This is a genomic window from Frankia sp. AgPm24, assembly GCF_023243055.1.
In the GTDB taxonomy this organism is placed as follows: Bacteria; Actinomycetota; Actinomycetes; order Frankiales; family Frankiaceae; genus Frankia; species Frankia umida.
This window is the reverse complement of record NZ_JALKFW010000192.1, coordinates 23,269-41,800: the sequence shown is the minus strand read 5'-3', so window position 1 is coordinate 41,800 and position 18,532 is coordinate 23,269. Positions and strand designations below refer to the sequence as shown.

General features: G+C 71.4%; 15 protein-coding genes. 9 read left to right on the top strand and 6 right to left on the bottom strand.

Annotated features, from left to right (window positions below; translation table 11 throughout):
- Positions 1 to 381: DUF952 domain-containing protein (locus MXD61_RS15495; RefSeq protein ID WP_248813919.1), on the bottom strand; the 381-nt coding region annotated here is incomplete at its 3' end.
- A 147-nt stretch (positions 382 to 528) separates the two neighbouring features.
- Between MXD61_RS15495 and MXD61_RS15490 the strand changes: the two genes are divergently transcribed.
- Positions 529 to 1,221, top strand: coding sequence for an SDR family NAD(P)-dependent oxidoreductase (locus MXD61_RS15490; RefSeq protein ID WP_248813917.1), 693 nt, complete (start codon positions 529 to 531; stop codon positions 1,219 to 1,221).
- 63 nt (positions 1,222 to 1,284) lie between these two features.
- Here the strand turns inward: MXD61_RS15490 and ychF are convergent, their stop codons facing one another.
- Positions 1,285 to 2,361 (bottom strand): redox-regulated ATPase YchF, encoded by a 1,077-nt coding sequence (gene ychF / locus MXD61_RS15485; RefSeq protein ID WP_248813915.1) that lies wholly within the window; start codon positions 2,359 to 2,361, stop codon positions 1,285 to 1,287.
- Between the two features lie 151 nt (positions 2,362 to 2,512).
- Between ychF and MXD61_RS15480 the strand changes: the two genes are divergently transcribed.
- The 3 genes from MXD61_RS15480 (at position 2,513) to MXD61_RS15470 (ending at position 6,190) form a co-directional block, all read left to right on the top strand.
- Entirely contained in the window at positions 2,513 to 3,967 is a 1,455-nt protein-coding gene (locus MXD61_RS15480) for a DNA recombination protein RmuC (protein WP_248813913.1), read from the top strand.
- 93 nt (positions 3,968 to 4,060) lie between these two features.
- The gene (locus tag MXD61_RS15475) at positions 4,061 to 4,639 is read left to right on the top strand and encodes a DUF6542 domain-containing protein (RefSeq protein WP_248813911.1); all 579 of its coding nucleotides are present in this window, start codon (positions 4,061 to 4,063) and stop codon (positions 4,637 to 4,639) included.
- 531 nt (positions 4,640 to 5,170) lie between these two features.
- Positions 5,171 to 6,190, top strand: a complete 1,020-nt coding sequence (locus tag MXD61_RS15470) for a polysaccharide deacetylase family protein (protein WP_248813910.1) — start codon at positions 5,171 to 5,173, stop codon at positions 6,188 to 6,190.
- On the opposite strand, the gene MXD61_RS15465 is transcribed toward MXD61_RS15470, so the two are convergent.
- Positions 6,173 to 6,880 (bottom strand): sterol desaturase family protein, encoded by a 708-nt coding sequence (locus tag MXD61_RS15465; RefSeq protein ID WP_308222759.1) that lies wholly within the window; start codon positions 6,878 to 6,880, stop codon positions 6,173 to 6,175. The genes MXD61_RS15470 and MXD61_RS15465 overlap by 18 nt on opposite strands.
- 28 nt (positions 6,881 to 6,908) lie before the next feature.
- Positions 6,909 to 7,895, bottom strand: a complete 987-nt coding sequence (gene glpX, locus MXD61_RS15460; RefSeq protein WP_163548952.1) for a class II fructose-bisphosphatase — start codon at positions 7,893 to 7,895, stop codon at positions 6,909 to 6,911.
- A gap of 544 nt (positions 7,896 to 8,439) precedes the next feature.
- Between glpX and MXD61_RS15455 the strand changes: the two genes are divergently transcribed.
- Together MXD61_RS15455 and MXD61_RS28505 are read left to right on the top strand one after the other, a co-directional pair.
- Positions 8,440 to 9,024: a DUF4245 domain-containing protein gene (locus MXD61_RS15455; RefSeq protein WP_308222758.1), complete on the top strand. Its 585-nt coding sequence runs from the start codon at positions 8,440 to 8,442 to the stop codon at positions 9,022 to 9,024.
- A 1,052-nt stretch (positions 9,025 to 10,076) separates the two neighbouring features.
- Complete coding sequence (locus MXD61_RS28505) at positions 10,077 to 10,460, top strand: exodeoxyribonuclease VII small subunit (protein ID WP_308222760.1); 384 nt, start codon at positions 10,077 to 10,079, stop codon at positions 10,458 to 10,460.
- On the opposite strand, the gene xseA is transcribed toward MXD61_RS28505, so the two are convergent.
- Positions 10,434 to 11,648, bottom strand: coding sequence for an exodeoxyribonuclease VII large subunit (xseA, locus tag MXD61_RS15445; RefSeq protein ID WP_248813909.1), 1,215 nt, complete (start codon positions 11,646 to 11,648; stop codon positions 10,434 to 10,436). The genes MXD61_RS28505 and xseA overlap by 27 nt on opposite strands.
- Positions 11,649 to 11,814: 166 nt before the next feature.
- On the opposite strand from xseA, the gene MXD61_RS15440 reads away from it, so the two are divergent.
- A complete protein-coding gene (locus MXD61_RS15440) occupies positions 11,815 to 12,786 on the top strand; it encodes a 4-hydroxy-3-methylbut-2-enyl diphosphate reductase (protein ID WP_163548945.1) in 972 nt (323 codons plus the stop codon).
- 191 nt (positions 12,787 to 12,977) lie between these two features.
- On the opposite strand, the gene MXD61_RS15435 is transcribed toward MXD61_RS15440, so the two are convergent.
- A complete protein-coding gene (locus MXD61_RS15435) occupies positions 12,978 to 14,126 on the bottom strand; it encodes a Fic family protein (RefSeq protein WP_248813908.1) in 1,149 nt (382 codons plus the stop codon).
- 107 nt (positions 14,127 to 14,233) lie between these two features.
- Here MXD61_RS15435 and MXD61_RS15430 point away from each other — a divergent pair, with 107 nt between their 5' ends.
- Together MXD61_RS15430 and MXD61_RS15425 are read left to right on the top strand one after the other, a co-directional pair.
- A complete protein-coding gene (locus MXD61_RS15430; RefSeq protein ID WP_251080021.1) occupies positions 14,234 to 16,678 on the top strand; it encodes a TIR domain-containing protein in 2,445 nt (814 codons plus the stop codon).
- Between the two features lie 338 nt (positions 16,679 to 17,016).
- Positions 17,017 to 18,408, top strand: coding sequence for an aspartate ammonia-lyase (locus MXD61_RS15425; RefSeq protein ID WP_248813906.1), 1,392 nt, complete (start codon positions 17,017 to 17,019; stop codon positions 18,406 to 18,408).
- Positions 18,409 to 18,532: the final 124 nt, after the last annotated feature.

Sequence of the window (18,532 nt, the reverse complement as noted above, 5' to 3'; positions counted from 1 at the left end):
CGACGCACGACATGGCGCCGGGGAAGTGGACAGGGCCGTACCGGCGTACCGATCCGACCGGGACGCAAACGGCGCCCCCCCCGGGGCCCCGGCCGGCGCCGCGGCGGGCCCGGCGACGCTGGACGGCGGCGGCGCGGGCGGCTCCCAGCGCAACGGGGCGCTCAGCCGCCGCGGGTCGACCACGACGAGCAGCAGGTCGTCCCGTCCCCGGTAGTACCGGTTGGCGGTGGCGAGCACCTGCGCCGGGGTGGAGAAGTGGATGAACCCCTCGGCCCCGAGGCTCGCCGGCCGGTAGCCCGCCGCCCCCACCGACCAGGCCGAACGTTCGACCAGATGGCAGATCACCTGCTCGTCCGGTGCCGGTTTCTCGTCGACGGTCACCTGCACCAGCCTCCTGCCCGACTCCGCGCTCCTGCCTCGGGTTGTACCCCGCGCGGACCCCGCGCCCGACCGGTTCGCACCCAGGGGTGGAAAGGACGGTCGTGACGCCGGTGAGCATGGCGAGGCGAAGCGGGTGACGATGGACACATGACCATCACATTCATCACCGGAGCGAACAAGGGTCTTGGCCGCGAGACCACCCGCCGGCTCGTCGAGGCCGGGCACACCGTGGTGCTCGGGGCCCGCGACCAGGAGCGGGGCGCGGCGGCGGCGGCCGACCTCGGGGTGCGCTTCGTGCCCATCGACATCACCGACGACACGTCCGTCGCGACCGCCGCCGCCGACATCGAGCGGCACGAGGGCACCCTTGACGTTCTGATCAACAACGCCGGCATGCTCAGCCCGCAGGAGGACCCGAACAGCATCACCAGTGCCGACGCCCAGCGGCTCTTCGACGTCAACCTGTTCGGTGCGATCCGCACGACCTCGGCGTTCCTGCCGCTGCTGCGCCGCTCCCCGGACCCCGTGATCATCAACGTCACCAGCGGGCTGGGTTCACTCGCCCTCACCCATGATCCGTCGCGGGTGGAGTCGACGGTGAACGCCCCGCTCTACTGCGCGTCCAAGGCGGCGCTGACCATGCTCACCACCCAGTACGCGAAGGCCCTGCCCGGCGTGCGGATCAACGCCGTCGACCCCGGTTACACCGCGACCGATCTCAACGGCCACAACGGCACCCAGACGGTCACCGAGGGCACGGACGCCATCGTCGCCCTTGCCACCGAGGCGCCCGGCTCGCCCTCCGGCCGAGTCATCGACCGCGCCGGCGACCTGCCCTGATCCTGACGGGTCGGACGGGCCTGACAGGCCTGGTCCGGACGGTCGCAACCGGCCGGTGCCCGGTCAGACGTTGAAGCGGAACTCCACGACGTCGCCGTCGGCCATGACGTAGTCCTTGCCCTCCATGCGGACCTTGCCGGCGGCCCGGGCCGCGACCATGGAGCCGGCGGCCATCAGGTCGCCGTAGGAGACGATCTCGGCCTTGATGAAGCCACGCTGGAAGTCGGTGTGGATGACGCCGGCGGCCTCGGGGGCGGTGGAGCCGGCGGTGATCGTCCAGGCGCGGGCTTCCTTCGGGCCTGCGGTCAGGTAGGTCTGCAGGCCGAGGGTGTGAAAGCCGATCCGGGCCAGCTGGGCCAGGCCGCTCTCGCTCTGGCCGAGGGATTCCAGCAGCTCGACGGCGTCGGCGTCGTCCAGTTCGGCGAGCTCGGCCTCGACCTTGGCGCACAGCACGATCGCGTCGGCCGGAGCGACCGAATCCACGAGCTCCTTGTGCTTACCGGGGTCGGCGAGGACGTCCTCATCGACGTTGAACACGTAGAGGAACGGCTTGGCCGTCAGCAGGAACAGCTCCCGCAGCGCCTCCCGGTCGATCTTCGGTTCGGACGAGATCGTCCGCCCCGCGTCGAGGACCTCCCGGGCGGCCTGCACCGCGGCGAGCAGCGGCTGCTTGGACCTGTCGACGCGGGCTTCCTTCTCGAGCCTGGGCAGCCGTGTGTCGAGAGTCTGCAGATCGGCGAGGATGAGCTCGGTGTTGATCGTCTCGATGTCGCTGGGCGGGTCCACCTTGCCCTCGACGTGGACCACGTCGGGGTCGGAGAACACCCGCACGACCTGGCAGATCGCATCGGACTCGCGGATGTTCGCCAGGAACCGGTTGCCCAGGCCCTGCCCCTCGGACGCGCCCCGGACGAGACCGGCGATGTCGACGAAGCTCACCGTCGCCGCCACCACGCGGGCGCTGTTGTACAGCGTGGCGAGCTGGCTCAGCCGCGGATCGGGCACACCGACCACACCGACGTTCGGCTCGATCGTCGCGAACGGGTAGTTCGCCGCGAGCACGTCGTTGTGGGTCAGGGCATTGAACAACGTGGACTTGCCGACGTTGGGCAACCCCACGATTCCGATCGACAGACCCATGGCGGATCAGTCTACGGGCCGTCCAACCCGCTGGCCGCGCCGCCGTCACCGGCACCACCGCCACCGTCCGGCCGCCGCCCCCGGAGTCACCGCCGCCGCCACCGCCTGGACCGGAGGCGGACCTGTCGGACGCACGTGATTGCCTTGCGGTGTGGACACGACCAGCGCGCTGCTGACTCTCGTCGGGCTGGTGCTCGGTGCCGTCGGCGGCTTCCTCGCCGCCCGGGCGCTGGCCGATCCGCGCCACGCCGCTCTCTCCGGCGCCCACGCGACGGTGCTGCGTGAGCGGGACGAGGCCCGCGCGGCGAACGCCGCCGCCCTGGAGCGCGCACAGCTCGCCGAGGCCGACGTGTCGGGTCTGCGCACGGCGCTGGCGTACGAGAAACGGTCGGCGGGCGAGCGGGTCGCCCTGGTCGAACAGAGCCAGCAGCGGCTCGCGGAGAGCTTTCAGGCGCTGTCCGCCCAGGCCCTGGCCGGGGCGAGCCAGCAGCTCGTCGAACTCGCCACCGCCCGGTTCGACGAGGCCGGTGCCCGCGCCCGCGGCGATCTCGACGCCCGCCGCGCCGCCGTGGAGAGCATGGTGAGCCCGCTGGCCGACGCCCTCGGCCGGATGGAGGGGCGGCTGCGCGAGCTGGAGACCGCCCGCACCGAGGCGTACGCGTCGCTGGTGGAGCAGGTCCGGTTCGCCCGGGAGGCGTCGGAGAACCTGCGTACGCAGACCGCCGCGCTCGTCACCGTCCTGCGCCGCCCGCAGGCCCGGGGGGCGTGGGGGGAGATGCAGCTACGCCGGGTCGCCGAGGTCGCCGGGATGCTCAACCGCTGTGACTTCACCGAGCAGCTCACCGTCCAGGGTGATGACGGGCCGTTGCGGCCCGACATGGTGGTGCACCTGGCCGGTGGGCGCAATGTCGTCGTCGACGCGAAGGTTCCGCTGGCGGCCTTCCTCGACGCCGCCGAAAGCACCGACGAGCGGTTCCGTACCGAGCGGATGGCCGCGCACGCCCGCCACCTGCGCACTCATGTCGACGGGCTCTCCGCCAAGTCGTACTGGCGGGCGCTGGCGTCCTCACCGGAGTTCGTCGTGCTGTTCGTGCCGGCGGAGGCGTTCCTCGCCCCCGCGCTCGACCACGACCCCGGGCTGCTGGAGCACGCCGCCGCCCGCAAGGTGATCATCGCGACGCCGACCACGCTGATCGCGATGCTGCGCACGATCGCGTACGCCTGGACCCAGGAGGCGCTCACCGCTCGCACCCGGGAGATCTTCGAGCTCGGCCGCGATCTCTATACCCGACTCGGCACGCTCGGTGAGCACCTCGACCGGCTCGGCCGCTCCCTGGGCCGCGCGGTCGGGGAGTTCAACGCCACCGTCGGCTCGCTGGAAAGCCGCGTCCTGACCCCCGCCCGCCGGCTGGCCGCGATGAACGTGGTCGAGGGCGCACTGCCCAGCCCCGGTCCGGTCGAGACGGGGGTACGCCCGCTGTCAGCCGCCGAGCTGCTTCCCGACGGCCAGCGGATACCAGAGACCGGCCGGCTGGCGGATACCCGACAGGCGAACATCGAGGACAAAAGCTCAGAAAAGCTACCCAATCATAACACAAAGCAGTGATTCGAACACGGATTGCTCCAACGCGGGCGGGGGGAACGCCGTCGGATCCATCGTCCTGACGCACAGGAAATCCGCGGGCGGTACCTTGCGTTCGTGAGTGTGCCGCCACATCGGCAGTCAGCCAGGCCGCCGGGCAGATCCCCGCGCGCCGACCGGTTCGACGATCCGTATGTCCGCGGTTCGCGCGGCCGCCCGGGCGGAGCGCCGTCCACCCTGGTCACGGGGAGCCGGCGCGGTCTGACGGCGCTGGGCACCGCACTGGTGGTTCTGGTCCTCGGCGGGATCGGCGCCGCGATCGACACCGCGATCTTCGGCTCGTTGAAGTACGCCTTCGGCCTCCTGTTCATCGGCGCCTGCGTCCTGGTCGCCCTGCGGGTCCACACCGACGACCTGCTCGGCGTGGTGATCATGCCGCCGCTGGTGTTCGCGCTCATCACCATCGGGGTGGGCTACCTGCACCCCTCGACCGGTAGCGGCAGTTCGGGCCTTCGGGACAAAGTGATCGACATCGCCTCGGAGCTGATCCTGCACGCGCCGATCCTGCTGGCGGCGTTCCTCCTGGTCCTGCTGATCGCCCTGTTTCGCGGCCGCCGGGCGCAGATCGCTCGCCGGGAACGCCTCCGGGCGTCCGCCACCCACCCGAACGAGCGCCGAGGCCGTCCGCAGCACTGATGGAGGGACATCCATCCATGCGCTCATCCTGGTGGGACAGGTGTCGCTGCGGCCACAGCCGCACCGATCACCAGCACTACCGCAAGGGCAATGACTGCGCGCTGTGCGCCTGCCCGGGCTTCTCCCACCTTCGGCCGCGCCACCGGCACTCCGAGCCGCCCGCCCCGCCCGCCCCGTCCGGAGAGGCCCCCGCGCCTCGCTGACGGCGCGATGCCAGCCCCACGCTCGGCCACCCAGCACCCTATGGAAGTGGCACAAAGATAGCCAGAAAAAATCGTAATACGTTTAAATGACACCCGGACGGCGGGGTGGCGACGGTCGGCCGGATGCCCGCCGCTGGCACATCACTCGCCTTTGCAGCCGCCCGTGCTACATTCCATCCCCACCACGGTATGACCATCTCGGATCCACCCCTCGGACGCACTTCGGTGTCGTTCACCCGTGCCGCACCCACAGCCGCGGCACCCGCAGGGAGGTCTCCTTGTCGTTCGCACCGAGGACATCCGCCGGGGCGATAGCGGCCGGTCTGCGATGTCGTGTCACCCGTCCATGGTGACGGCCGGGCAGTATCCGTCCGACCATCGGCAGCTGGTACCTATTCTGCGGTACCGCTCCTTTGATCCGCAGCCGTCCCGTGGTTCCCGGCGTCGTCCGATGATGCTGACCGCCTTCGCCCGGCACTGCCAGCTGATCGCGGCGTCCGGTCGGCAGACGATGAGCCTCTCGGGCTACATGAGCACGGCCGGTTCGTCCGCGGCTCCACCTCGGCCGCTCGTCATCACGATTGATGACGGCGGCGGGATGACAATGACCGCGCTGCGCCTGCTCGTCGAGTTCGGACTGACCGCGACCGTGTTCGTCACCAGTTCCCGGGTGGACGATCCGGGCTATTTCCACCGGACGGACCTGCACCGCATCCGCGGCCTGGGAATCGAGATCGGCGGTTCCGGACATACCGGCCGGCCACTCAATGAACTGGCCCGCACCGATGTCATCACCGAGCTGACCCTTTCCCGGCGGCGACTCGCCGGTTCGGTCGGTGACGAGCCACGGACCTTCGCCTACCCAGGCGGCGGATACGACCTTTCCGTCCGAAAACTGGTGATCTCCGCCGGTTACAGTTCGGCCTGCGCGGTCCGCGAGGTCCTGTCCCATCCGCACGACGACCGGTTCGCCCTGGCTCGGCTGACGGTCGACGCCACCACCGCCGACAGCCGGCTGGTGGCCTGGCTCGGCGGTTTCGGACGCTGCGAGCCACATCCCGTGCCCGGCACCGACCGGCTGCCGCGCCTGCGCCGCATCGGCCGGACCGTCGGCCCGTTCCGCCCCCGCCTGGGTCGCACGGACCTGCGCCCCGGCGGCCTCGCTCCGGCTCGGCTCGACCCGGTCGACCTCGCGGCCGCGTGCCCTGGCCCGGTGGACGACGGCGACCCGGCCGGTCTCGACCCAGCCAGCCTCGAGACGGCCGGCCTCGAGACAGTGGGTTGTGGCCTCACAGCGCTGTCGTCCTCGGTCGAGGCCGCGCAGGCCGGATCAGCCGCTGGCGGGTGACCGGGCCACGGCGTCCCGGTGGGGGGCTGTCCGCAGGACGAGATCCCCGAGTGGGCTGGTGACGCCGAGCCAGTACCGCTCGTTGCGGTAGTGGTGCAGTCGGTGCCCGCGCCACAGGGCGTGGTGGTAGCGCGAGCGCGGCGGGACGCGGGTGTGCAGCAGGAAGTGCGTCCAGTCGTAGGCGAGGACGCCGACGGCGGCGCACAACGTGCCGGTGGACAGCCAGACCGGGCCGAAGGCGGCCGGGGCGAGCCCCAGCGCGGTGCCGGTCAGCACCTCGCGGGGGCGCAGGAACATCGTGTCCAGGTTCGTCGGGTCCTGATGATGCTGTTCGTGGCCATGCCCGGCCAGCTGGTAACCGACCGAACCGAACCTGGTCCCGGGGCTCGCGTGCAACAGCAGGCGGTGCACACCCCACTCGACGAACGGCTGGGCGAGCACGGCACCGCAGACGATGGCGCCGTCACGCCGCAGCCGCCAGGACCCGCGGCTGAACCGGACCGCGGCGAGCGTGCCGACACAGCCAAGCAGCACCGGTGGCCGGGGATGACGCAGAAACCGGCGGGCGGCCGCCCCCAGGGTGCGGACCTCCGCCGCGCTGCCATGCGGACCCGGCCGATCCAGCCGATCCAACAGACGGGGGCGGTGGCGCGGGCCGGCGCCGGGAGAACTGGGTGAGGGTACCGTCACGCTTCGTATGCCTCCCCGCCGCTGCCGCCTAGAACGGGACGGTGGAGTACGCCTGCAGCTTGGTGAGCTGGTGCTGGCTGTCCACCCGCCGGATGGTGCCCGAGCGCGACCGCATGACCAGCGAGGACGTGCTGGCGCCACCTGGCCGGTACCGTACCCCGGCGAGCAGCTCGCCATCGGTGATTCCGGTGGCGACGAAGAAGACGTTGTCGCTGGCCACGAGATCCCGGGTGGACAGCACCCGGCTGGGGTCCTGTCCGGTCTCGAGGAGCCTCTGACGCTCGGCGTCGTCGCGCGGCCACAGCCGTCCCTGGATCACACCACCGAGGCAGGTCACCGCGCAGGCCGTGATGATCCCCTCGGGGGTGCCACCGATACCCAGCAGCAGGTCGACGCCAGTGCCGGCGCTGGCGGCCATCACGGCGCCGGCGACGTCACCATCCGAGATCAGTTTGACCCGGGCGCCGGAGGCGCGGATCTCGGCGACCAGTTCGGTGTGCCGCGGCCGGTCGAGCACGACGACCGTGACATCGCGCGGATGGATCGCCTTCGCCTTGGCCACGGCCCGCACGTTGTCCTCGACGGAGGCGGTGATGTCCACCACGTCGGCCGCTTCCGGACCGGTGACCAGCTTCTCCATGTAGAAGCAGGCGGTCGCGTCGTACATCGAGCCACGTTCACTGACGGCCATGACCGACACCGCGTTGTTCATGCCCTTGGCGGTCAGGGTCGTGCCGTCCACCGGGTCGACGGCGACATCGCAGTCGGGGCCCTCGCCCGAGCCGACCTGCTCGCCGTTGAACAGCATGGGGGCTTCGTCCTTCTCCCCCTCGCCGATGACGACCACGCCGCGCATCGACACGGTGCCCACGAGCCGGCGCATCGCGTCGACCGCGGCGCCGTCGGCCCCGTTCTTGTCGCCCCGGCCGACCCAGCGTGCGGCGGCGAGCGCCGCGGCCTCGGTGACCCGGACGAGTTCGAGCGCGAGGTTACGGTCCGGTGCCTGCCCCTGCACGGCCAGCGTGTCGGGAACGGCGTTGGGATCGGACCCGGCCGCGGCAGCCGACCCCGCGTCGGGGCCGGCGGTGGGGCTGGCGGCGGTGGCGTGAGCGTCGGAAGGCACGGCGCTGAGCCTAGTTCGACTACCCCTTGGACGCCCGAGATAGCCGTCCGCGGGGCGGAGCTGGCATCCGATCAGCCTACTGCGCAGGACCCGGCAGACCCGGCCGCAGCGGCCATCCGGGCTGTCATCCGAACGACATTCACATCGCCGAGAACTGCGGCGCAACCTTCGGGCCCCACTCGGCGTCAAACGCTGCGATCGGGCGGGCGTCACGCGGAGGGGGCGTGACGGCCGCCCGAGTACGTTCTCGGCCCAGGCGTCGCGCCGCAGGTCAGGCCATACGTCCCACACGGGTGCGCGACCACCCGCCGTGCCGTCGGCGGCGGGCCGGTGGCGGCGGCTGGCGACCGGGTGGTGACCGGTCGATGGCCCGGATGTGGCCTGTGCGGTCGGTCCCGGCGCCCCGTTCGGCGGCCGGTACCTGGAAGATGGGGTCGTGGCACAACGACAGCGGCGCGGCCAGGAAACTGTCCGCGACATGGTTCTCTCCCTCGGCGTGGTCATGGCCGGCGTCGCGATCTTCGTCATCTTCGTGATGCCCCGCGGCAACAACGAACAGGCGATCAAGGTCGTCGCGACGGCCCAGCCCATGGCGGCCTTCGCCCGGCAGTCCCCCTTCACGCCCGTGCTGCCCGTCGGCCTGCCGGCGGATGTGTGGAAGCCCACGTCGCTGCGGGTGCAGCTGCCGGTGAGCAGCTCCTCGAGCAGCCAGACCGCGCAGGCCTCGATCGGTTACGTCATCGACCGCTCCGGTCACCGCACGTTCGCCCGTCTGCGCGAGACCAACGCGCCGGACGCCGTGCAGACCCTGCTCGGCGACCGCCCGAGCAGCGGCACGGTGGACGTCAACGGGGAGTCCTGGCAGGCCCGCCCCGACCATCACGGCCATGTGGCGATCACGCACACCCAGGGCGGCGTCACGATCGTCCTCGACGACGGTGACGGCAAGGGCGGCGGCGCCACCCAGGCGGACCTGATCACCCTCGCCCGCGCCCTGCGCCCCGTCGAACCCACCACCTGACCGCTCGTCGCCACCAGAACCCCGCCTGGCCCGGCGACGCCTAATGACGGGTCCTGGCCTATTGACAGTCGGATGGAGTTGACAGTCGGATGGCGCCTTGACGGGCGAATGGCGCCGAAATCCTTCACCTGATTCTGTGCGCGGGTCCGCCGCCGCGGCTCGTATGGGTGGTGGCCGACTGTGCAGTGGACGGAGCGCAATTGCGCGCTTGCGCGTGAGGTCAGCCGCCGGGGTGACGGCCAGACCGTTATGTCAAAGATGTGCGCCGATATCGGCGGCGCGCCCGTCCGGCCGGACCGACCCAACGGGGAACCCCGTCGCCTCCCCGCCCAGGACCGGCGAGGGCGGGTGTCGTCAGCGCTCGGCGATGCCCGCGGCGACCGACGGCGGGCCGCCCGGATGCCCGTCCTGCCCGTCGCCCAGCGCCGTGGCCACGGGAATCAGCACCGCCAGGCCGAGTACCAGGCCCGCCGCCCGCCGGACCAGCGGCCGCGCGGATCGCAGTGACCGAAGGGAATCACCGGGCCGCGAGGGCCACCGGCGACTCAGGGGCGCGGCGGACCGGGGCCGCCGGCTGGCGGGAGCACCCACAGCCGGGCGTTGGGGTGTCGGACGTGCGCCGGGCATGCGTGTTACCTCCGGACCACCCGCGGCGGAGCGGTCAGCCAGACGGAGCCGGCGCGAGCCGGACACCGTGAATCGGAAACGTCTCGCGGTGACCTCGAACGTCGGTGACCTCGCACCTCAGCGACCTCGCACCTCAGCGACCTTGCGCTCCGGTCATCCCGCACACCGGTGACCTTGTACTATAGATCTTTCCCGGACCATCCCACTACGACCATTATTGTCCACGGATTGGTACCACGTTGCGTGAAGTGCGGGTGGGATTTCATCGGCGGACACACCACCGAGGTGCGGCGGATCGCGTCCGCAATACTGGTGGATGGGCTGGCGGGAATGCGTCTGGACGCGCCGGAGGCGCCGCGGCGGCGCGGTCGGCCCGGGGGTCCACATTGACAAAGAATTGATCGCACGACGGCCCGGAGGTGGCAATGCCGGAAAGTTCCCGGACCACGACACGTAGTGACAAAGCTGGCACTCGACCCACCGACCGCGCGCCCCAGGGCGACGACGGCGAGCACGACGCATCGTCACCAGCCGGTGCTCCCACCTCGGGTGTCCCGGATGCGCCGCGGTCACCGGCCAGCTATGAGCAGGCCCGGGCGGAGCTGGAGGAGGTCGTCCACCAGCTGGAGGCCGGTGGTGTGACGCTGGAGCAGTCGCTCGCGCTGTGGGAACGCGGCGAACAGCTCGCGCACGCCTGCCAGGCGTTCCTCGACGGCGCCCGCGCCCGCCTGGCCGCCGCCGACCCCGCACGACCCGCTGGCGCCGGGGCCGGGGCCGGGGCGTCAGGCGTCCGCGACGACGGCGTGTAGCTGGCCGCCGGCTACCCGCACGGCGAGGCCGTCGCCCACCGTCACCTCGCCGGGCTGCCGCAGGACCGCCCCGTCGGACGCCCGTTGGACCACGGCATAGCCGCGTTCGAGCGTGGCCGCCGGCGAGAGCGCCCGCATCCGTGCCCGGCTCGCCACGACATCACGCTCGGCGACCTCGAGGGCGTGGCCGACGCAGCGGCGGGCGCGGGCCCGCAACGCCGTGACGTCCTGCTGGCGGCGATCCAGCTCGCCCCAGGGGGCGGCGAGGACGGGCCGGCGGCGCAGGTCTGCGAGCCGACGTTCCTCCCGCTCGAGCCGGTGGCCGAGGGCTCGCCGCCCGCGGGTGCGCAGCTGGCTGACCGCCGCCGCCTGTTCGCCGACGTCGGGCACGACCCGTTTGGCCGCGTCGGTCGGCGTGGAGGCCCGCAGATCCGCCACGAAGTCGAGCAGCGGGGCGTCCTGCTCATGTCCGATGGCCGACACGACCGGGGTTCGCGCCGCCACGACCGCCCGCAGCAACGCCTCGTCCGAGAAGGGCAGCAGGTCTTCCAGTGAGCCGCCGCCGCGCGCGATGACGATCACCTCCACCTCGGGACGCGCGTCGAGATCGCGCAGCGCCTCGATCACCTGGCCGACGGCCAGCGGGCCCTGCACCGCCACCTCACGCAGCTCGATGCGCACCGCCGGCCAGCGCCGACGCGCGTTCTCCACGACATCGCGCTCGGCGGCGCTCGCCCGCCCCGTGATCAGCCCGACGACCGCCGGCAGGAACGGCGGGCGGCGTTTGCGGGACGCCGCGAACAGCCCTTCGGCGGCGAGCGTGGCCCGCAGCTGCTCGAGCCGGGCCAGCAGCGCCCCGACGCCGAGCGGGCGAATCTCCGTCACCGCCAGGGAAAGCGTGCCGCGCCCCGGGTGGAACGACGGCTTGCCCCACACCACCACCCGCGCCCCGTCGACCAGCGCGGGACCCACCGCGTCGCACACAGCACGTGGGCAGGTGACCCGCAAGGAGATATCCGCCACGGGGTCCCGAAGGGTGAGGAAAACAGTGCCCATTCCGGGCCGCCGCACCAGCTGCGTCACCTGCCCCTCGACCCACACCCGGCCGAGCCGGTGAATCCACTCCCCGACCGCGCGCGAGACGGTGCGCACCGGCAAGGGCTGCTCGGGTGTCGAGGTCAAGGCCATGTGGGGCACCGTAGCGGGGACGTCCGACAACTTTTCGGACGGCCGTGAAGCCACCCCGAACGCCACCGAACGGCCCTTGCCCGGACCGGTGAGGACGGGTTCACCAGAGGGTGATGCATCCCCCGAGCCTCTTGGCGAACGGCCCTGACCGCGTAGACTGCCCTGCATGGGCCGGGTCCTTCTTGCCAAGCCGCGCGGCTACTGCGCCGGTGTCGATCGAGCTGTCGTGACCGTGGAGAAGGCGCTGGAGCTCTACGGCTCACCTGTCTATGTGCGCAAGCAGATTGTGCACAACCTGCACGTCGTCAGGACGTTGGAAGCCAAGGGCGCAATCTTCGTCGATGAGACGGACGAAGTGCCCGAAGGTGCCACCGTCGTGTTCTCCGCGCACGGTGTGGCGCCGACAGTGCACGAGGAGGCCGCCACGCGTCAGCTGCGCACCATCGACGCGACGTGCCCCCTGGTCACCAAGGTCCACTCCGAGGCGCGCCGTTTCGCTCGGGAGGATTACGACATCCTCCTGATCGGCCACGAGGGTCACGAGGAAGTCGTGGGTACCACCGGGCAGGCGCCCGAGCGTATTCACCTGGTCGACGGTCCGGAGGACGCCGCGCACGTCGTCGTCCGCAACCCCGAGCACGTCGCCTTCCTCTCCCAGACCACCCTGTCCGTCGACGAGACGATGACCACGGTGAACGCTCTGCGGGAGCGGTTCCCGCTGCTGCAGGGTCCGCCGAACTCGGACATCTGCTACGCCACCCAGAACCGCCAGGTCGCCGTCAAGGACATCGCCGACAAGGTCGAGCTCCTGATCGTCGTCGGCTCGGCCAACTCCTCGAACTCCGTCCGCCTCGTCGAGGTCGCCCTCGACGCCGGCGCCCCGGCCTCCTACCTGGTGGACGACTCCACCGAGGTTCAGGACAGCTGGCTCGACGGGGTCGAGACCGTCGGCGTCACCTCCGGCGCCTCCGTCCCCGAGGAACTCGTCACCGGCGTCATGGCCTGGCTCGCCGAGCGCGGCTTCGCTGACGTCGAGGAGATCACCTCCGCCGACGAGCACCTCCTGTTCGCGCTGCCCCCGGAGCTCCGCCGCGACATGCGGGCCCGCGAGCGGGAGCGCGAGACCGCCGCTTCCTAGCGGCCTAGCTTCACCAGCGTCCACCCGACCGACCTTCCACGCCGCGGCGTCCACCGGGCCTGGCACCGATCTCCCGCAGATCGGTATCCAGCCCTCGGGCGCCGCGGCGTCGTCGTTCCCGCCCGACCCCACCTGACCCGTCGGATGGCCCCCGCGCCCTGCCCGCGCCACCTCCGGGTGACGAAGCGGGTTCAGGCGTCGCCGTAAGGATCACGCAGCGGCTGGCTGGTGATCGCGACACGGGCGGCCCGTTCGGCCTGGGCGGCCGGGCCGGCGGCGAGGTAGCGCTGGGTGCGGCCATGCCCGGCTTCCTCGATCAGCCCCGCGGCCCGGAGCGCCTGAAGGTCACGGATCGCCTGGTCACGGGTGAGCCCCTCGTCGCGCATGTAGGTGGTGCGGCGCACGCCATCCGGCCGGGCGGCGGCGTACACAGCCGCGATCGTGCGCTCACCGAGCCCGGCCATCGCGACCCGCTCCGCCAGGACCCGCCAGACCTCGGCCGCCATGTCCAGACGTCGCTGCACCACCTGGGCCTGCAGATGGTGCGCCCGCAGGCAGAACCGCACCCAGTCATGCGCATCCCGCTCAGGCTGGAAGCGGCCGCCCTGTGCCGCGCCAAGCGCCGCGTAGTACATCGCCGTGTTGTGCGGAGATGACCCGAGCCATTCCTCGATGCTGGCGAACTCCGGTGCCAGCACCAGCTGGCGGGCGAGCACCAGGGTGTGCAGGCAGCGGGCCATCCGTCCATTGCCGTCACGCCAGGGGTGAACGCTGACAAGGTTCAGGTGCGCCATCGCCGCCCGCACATATCCGGGGGCATCCGGATCGCCGTCCTGAAGCCAGCCGCACAGCTCGACCATGAGGGACGGGACATCCTCCGCCGGCGGTCCGGTGTAGACGGGTGGATTGTCCGGTGCGCCGGAGACCCAGATCGGCCCCAGCCGGTAACGGCCGGGCGAGCGGTCCAACTCCCCGCGCAGCATCATGAAATGCAGCGCCGAGAGCAGCATCGGGTCATAGCCGAACACCTCGAACCGCGCGGCCTGCAGCACGTAGGTCAGTGCGTCGTTGTAGCCGGCGACCGCGGCCCGGGTCCGCGCGTCGTGCTCGGTCAGCATCTCCTCGCCGGCGACGATCGCCTCGGCATCCGCCTGTCCGACCGTATGGCCCTCGATCGTGTTGGAGCCCCGGACAGCCCCCGCGATCATGCTGCGCCGCAGCTGCCCCAACCACCGGCGCGGCTCGGCGACGTGATGGCGAAGTGTTCCGCGGAGCGCCTCGAGCTCGCCCAGCACCCGCTCATCGGCCGCATCCATCGCCGGGACCTCGAACAGCGCCATGCGATGATGCTACAAGCCTCGTAGCATCATCGCACAGTCGCCATAGCGTTCCTTCGGCGAAACCCAGCACTCGCACCTCACGGAGTACGTACCAACACCGTCTCCTGATGCGTTGGGCAACGACCTGTGGGCGTAACGTGTCAGGAATCGTCCCGGCTGTGACGGGGGTGGCGGTGTCGGACGAAACGGGAACACATAACGCTGACAGGAGTTTTGCCGGCTTCATCTCGTATGGGCGTCCCGACCAGCCGTGGGTGCGCACGCTCGCGGAGAACCTGGAGCGCGCCGGGCTGCGCATGTGGTTCGACGAGTGGGAAGTTCAGTTCGGGCAGAACATCGTGCACAGGATGGATGCCGGCATCCGGGATTCGCGCCTGGGCATCGTCGTGGTCAGCCCGCACTCGATGGCGGGAGGCTGGGTCGGCGAGGAGTACGCGGCGATGCTCAACCGGACGGTCAAGGGCGATTTCCGCCTGATCCCGGTGCTGCTCGCGGACGCGGAGATGCCGCCGATGCTGGCGACCCGTTCCTGGGTCGATTTCCGCCAGACGGCCGATCCGGCCAGTTACAAGGCCGCGGTACGCCAGCTCATCGCGGCTCTGCGCGGCGAGCGGCCCCTGCGGCCCGCCGTCGACGGCACGATCCGTCCGCCGGCCGGGCAGGCGTTCGTGGCGGAGGGACCGCGGAACGCGACCCTGCGGTTCCGCGGAACCGCCGTCACCCTGACCGCCCCGGACGGCAAGACCGTCACCGGCACCGCCGCGGGGCTCGACTGGTCCGCCCAGCAGGTCCTCTGGCGGATGCAACGAGCCAGGGCCCGCCGGCCGGGTGGCGAAGCGGCGCCCCTGCGAGCCGCGGCGACGGCGACCGCCACCGCGGAACCGCTGGCCCAGGCGCTGCGCGCGGCGGGTCGCATGCTGGGCGAGCGGCTGCTCCCCCACGAGATCGCGACCCGCCTGGCCACCGAGGTCGATGCCGCGGTACGCGCCGGCGTCTCCCTGCGCCTGGCCCTCGACCTCGCCGAAGACCCCACCGACGCGACCCCGGAGACATCCGCCGAGACCGCGGCGCTGGCCAGCGAGTACGCGGAGCTGCCGTGGGAGACCCTCACGCTGCCGGGCGAGGACCGTCCGCTGGTGCTGCATCCCTCGGTCGAGCTGCACCGCACCGTCAGCGGCCTCGGGCCCACCTCGGCGATGGGCATCCCCGGGCCGTTGCGCATCCTCGCGGTGATCGCGAGCCCGGAGCACGGCGGCGGCGAACTGCTCGACTACGAGGCCGAACTCGCCCGCATCCTGGACGCCGTCGAACCGGCCCGCCGCCAGGGCCGGGGCCGGGCGTATGTGCGCATCCTGAACTGGGGCAGCCGCGAGGCCATCCACGCCGCGTTGAAGCAGGAACGGTTCCACATCCTGCACATCTCCTGCCACGCCCGCCCGGGTGAGCTGATCCTCGAGACGGCCACCGGCGAGGCTGACCCCGTGGACGCGTCCACGTTCGCCACGAAGATCCTGATCCGCGACCGGGGCGTCCCCCTGGTCGTGCTCGCCGGCTGCTCCACCGCCCTGGCCGCGCGCGGCACGCCATCCCCCGCCGGCGAAGGCGACGGTGAGGGCTCGGGTGAAGGCGAAGCTCAGCTACCCGCGCTGGCCCGCGGGCTGCTCGCGCACGGTGTGCCCGCGGTGCTCGCGATGACCACGTCGGTCAGCGACCTGTACGCGACCGAACTGACCAGCCGCCTGTACGCCGAGCTCGCGGGACGTGAGGTGGTCGACCCGCTGGCCGCCCTGTCGGATGCCCGCCGGGCCGTCGAGGCGCAGCGGGCGGCGCTGCCCGAGTCGGAGCTGCGGGCCCTGCTACGTTCGCTGCGCGGCGCGCGGACCGGTGTCGTCATCCACGGTCTCGGCGGTGTCGGCAAGTCCACCCTCGCCGCGCAGCTGGTGACCACCGCCGGCGGCGACGACGACCCGGGCCTGCTGGTCTCCCTGACCGGCCTGGTCGCCGTCGACCAGATCCTGCTCACCGTCGCCGACCGCCTGCACTCCTGGTGCCTGGCCCGCGAACTCCCCGAACGGGACGTGCTCCGCGCCCTGGTCGGCGAGCTCCGCTCCGGCCAGACAGCATGGCGGCGGCGACTTGATCTGCTCGCCGAGCATCTCCTACCCCGGGCAAGCGTGACGCTGCTGCTGGACAACGCCGAGGACGTCCTCACCCGGACGGCCCCGGCTGCCGAAGAACGCTACCGCCAAGCCCTCACCCTCAACGAGGAACTCGGCAACCGCGCCGGCATCGCCAGGTCCACCTCCCAGATCGGCATCCTGTATACCGAGCAGAAACGAGCAGCTGAGGCCGTTCCCTACAATCTTGCAAGCCTTTCCATCCGCCTTGAGATCGAATCTCCAGAGGCAGGGATAAATCTGCACTGGCTGCGACGACAGCGGGAGATGATCGGCGAGAAGGAATTTCGAGTGATTCTCGGTGAGCATGTTGATCCCGGGATCGTTTCAGCCCTTCTCGGCCTCCCTGACAGGCCTGCGGACCAGGCCGAGTAGGCAGGTCCTGGGCCGGGGGTCGGTGAGGAGGGTGGCGCGGGATCGCCGAGCGGTGGCCGCCGGGGGGCGGGGCTGTGGCAGGTGTTGCGGGGGCGGCGCGGGGGGCGGTAGTCGCCGCCGGGTGGGGTGGTGCTCGGCGCGGTGGGGGTGTTGTGAGAGGGCCCATGCGCGCGGTCGTGGGGGGACCGTACGCGTCAGATGTCCTAGGGTCGGCGGTGGGGTCGGCGTATGCGCTCGCGGGCCGTGCGCTGGGCCTGAGCTCCGCGCGGGCGGTTAGACGCCGGTCGCGGGGCTGGTCGGTCGGGTCGATGGCGACGGAACATCGGGAGAACGGGCGCATGAGCGAGCAGGAATACCGCATCGAGCACGACAGCATGGGGGATGTCCGGGTGCCGGCGTCGGCCCGGTGGCGGGCGCAGACGCAGCGGGCGGTGGAGAACTTCCCCGTTTCGGGCCAGCGGATCTCCCGCGCGCACATCCAGGCGCTGGCGAGGATCAAGGCGGCCGCGGCGACGGTGAACGCCAAGCTCGGGGTGCTCGACGGCGACATCGCCGAGGCGATCCGGGACTCGGCCGCCGAGGTGGCGCGCGGCGACTGGGACGAGCACTTCCCGCTGGACGTGTTCCAGACCGGCAGCGGCACCTCGTCGAACATGAACACCAACGAGGTGCTGGCGTCGCTGGCGTCCGAGCGTCTGGGCCGTCCGGTGCATCCGAACGACCATGTCAACGCGTCGCAGTCGTCCAACGACGTGTTCCCGTCGTCCATTCACGTGGCGGCGACGCAGGGGATCGTGCAGGAGCTGATCCCGGCGCTGGAGCATCTGGCGGCGTCGCTGGGTCGTAAGGAGACCGAGTTCGCCGAGGTGGTCAAGTCGGGGCGGACCCACCTGATGGACGCGACCCCGGTCACCCTCGGTCAGGAGTTCGGCGGGTACGCGGCGGCGGTGCGCCTGGGAGTGGAACGCCTGAACGTGGCGCTGCCGCGGATCGGGGAGCTGCCGCTTGGTGGTACCGCGGTGGGCACCGGGATCAACACGCCGCCCGGGTTCTCCGCCGCCGTCATCGAGGAACTGGCCGCGAACACCGGGCTGCCGCTGACCGAGGCCCGTAACCACTTCGAGGCGCAGGCCTCGCGGGACGGGCTGGTCGAGGCGTCCGGGGTGCTGCGGGTCATCGCGGTCTCGCTCTACAAGATCTCCAATGACCTGCGGTGGGCGTCGTCGGGGCCGCGGGCGGGGCTCGGCGAGATCAGCCTGCCGGACCTGCAGCCGGGCTCGTCGATCATGCCGGGCAAGGTCAACCCGGTCATCCCGGAGGCGGTCTGCCAGGTGGTGGCGCAGGTCATCGGGAACGACGCGGCGGTCGCCTTCGGCGGGTCGGCCGGCAACTTCGAGCTCAACGTGATGCTGCCGGTGATCGCGCGCAACCTGCTCGAGTCGATCCACATCCTGTCGACGATCAGCGTCCTGCTGGCGGACAGGTGCGTGGACGGGATCAAGGCGAACGTCGAGAAGTGCCGGCGGTTCGCGGAGTCGTCGCCGTCCATCGTGACGCCGCTGAACAAGTACATCGGTTACGAGGAGGCGGCGAAGGTCGCCAAGCTCTCCCTCGCCGAGGAGAAGACGATCCGCGAGGTCGTGCTCGAACGCGGCTACGTCGAGGCCGGCAAGCTCACCGAGGCCCAGCTGGACGCGGCCCTCGACGTCCTGTCCATGACCCACCCGTAACCGCTGACTTACCCGTAACCGCTGACTTACCCGTAACCACAGCCCCACCCGTAATCACCGTGGCGGGGCAGCGGGGCTCAGGCTGGGCCGGCTCCGGAGTTCTTACGCTCCGGAGCCGGCAGCC

Bases quoted from the DNA above. Each gene is read 5' to 3' on its own strand.
- MXD61_RS15490 (WP_248813917.1), top strand. From the start codon at position 529: ATGACCATCACATTCATCACCGGAGCGAACAAGGGTCTTGGCCGCGAG.
- ychF (WP_248813915.1), bottom strand. From the start codon at position 2,361: ATGGGTCTGTCGATCGGAATCGTGGGGTTGCCCAACGTCGGCAAGTCC.
- MXD61_RS15470 (WP_248813910.1), top strand. From the start codon at position 5,171: ATGTCGTGTCACCCGTCCATGGTGACGGCCGGGCAGTATCCGTCCGAC.
- MXD61_RS28505 (WP_308222760.1), top strand. From the start codon at position 10,077: ATGCCGGAAAGTTCCCGGACCACGACACGTAGTGACAAAGCTGGCACT.
- xseA (WP_248813909.1), bottom strand. From the start codon at position 11,648: ATGGCCTTGACCTCGACACCCGAGCAGCCCTTGCCGGTGCGCACCGTC.
- MXD61_RS15440 (WP_163548945.1), top strand. From the start codon at position 11,815: ATGGGCCGGGTCCTTCTTGCCAAGCCGCGCGGCTACTGCGCCGGTGTC.
- MXD61_RS15435 (WP_248813908.1), bottom strand. From the start codon at position 14,126: ATGGCGCTGTTCGAGGTCCCGGCGATGGATGCGGCCGATGAGCGGGTG.
- MXD61_RS15430 (WP_251080021.1), top strand. From the start codon at position 14,234: ATGCGTTGGGCAACGACCTGTGGGCGTAACGTGTCAGGAATCGTCCCG.
- MXD61_RS15425 (WP_248813906.1), top strand. From the start codon at position 17,017: ATGAGCGAGCAGGAATACCGCATCGAGCACGACAGCATGGGGGATGTC.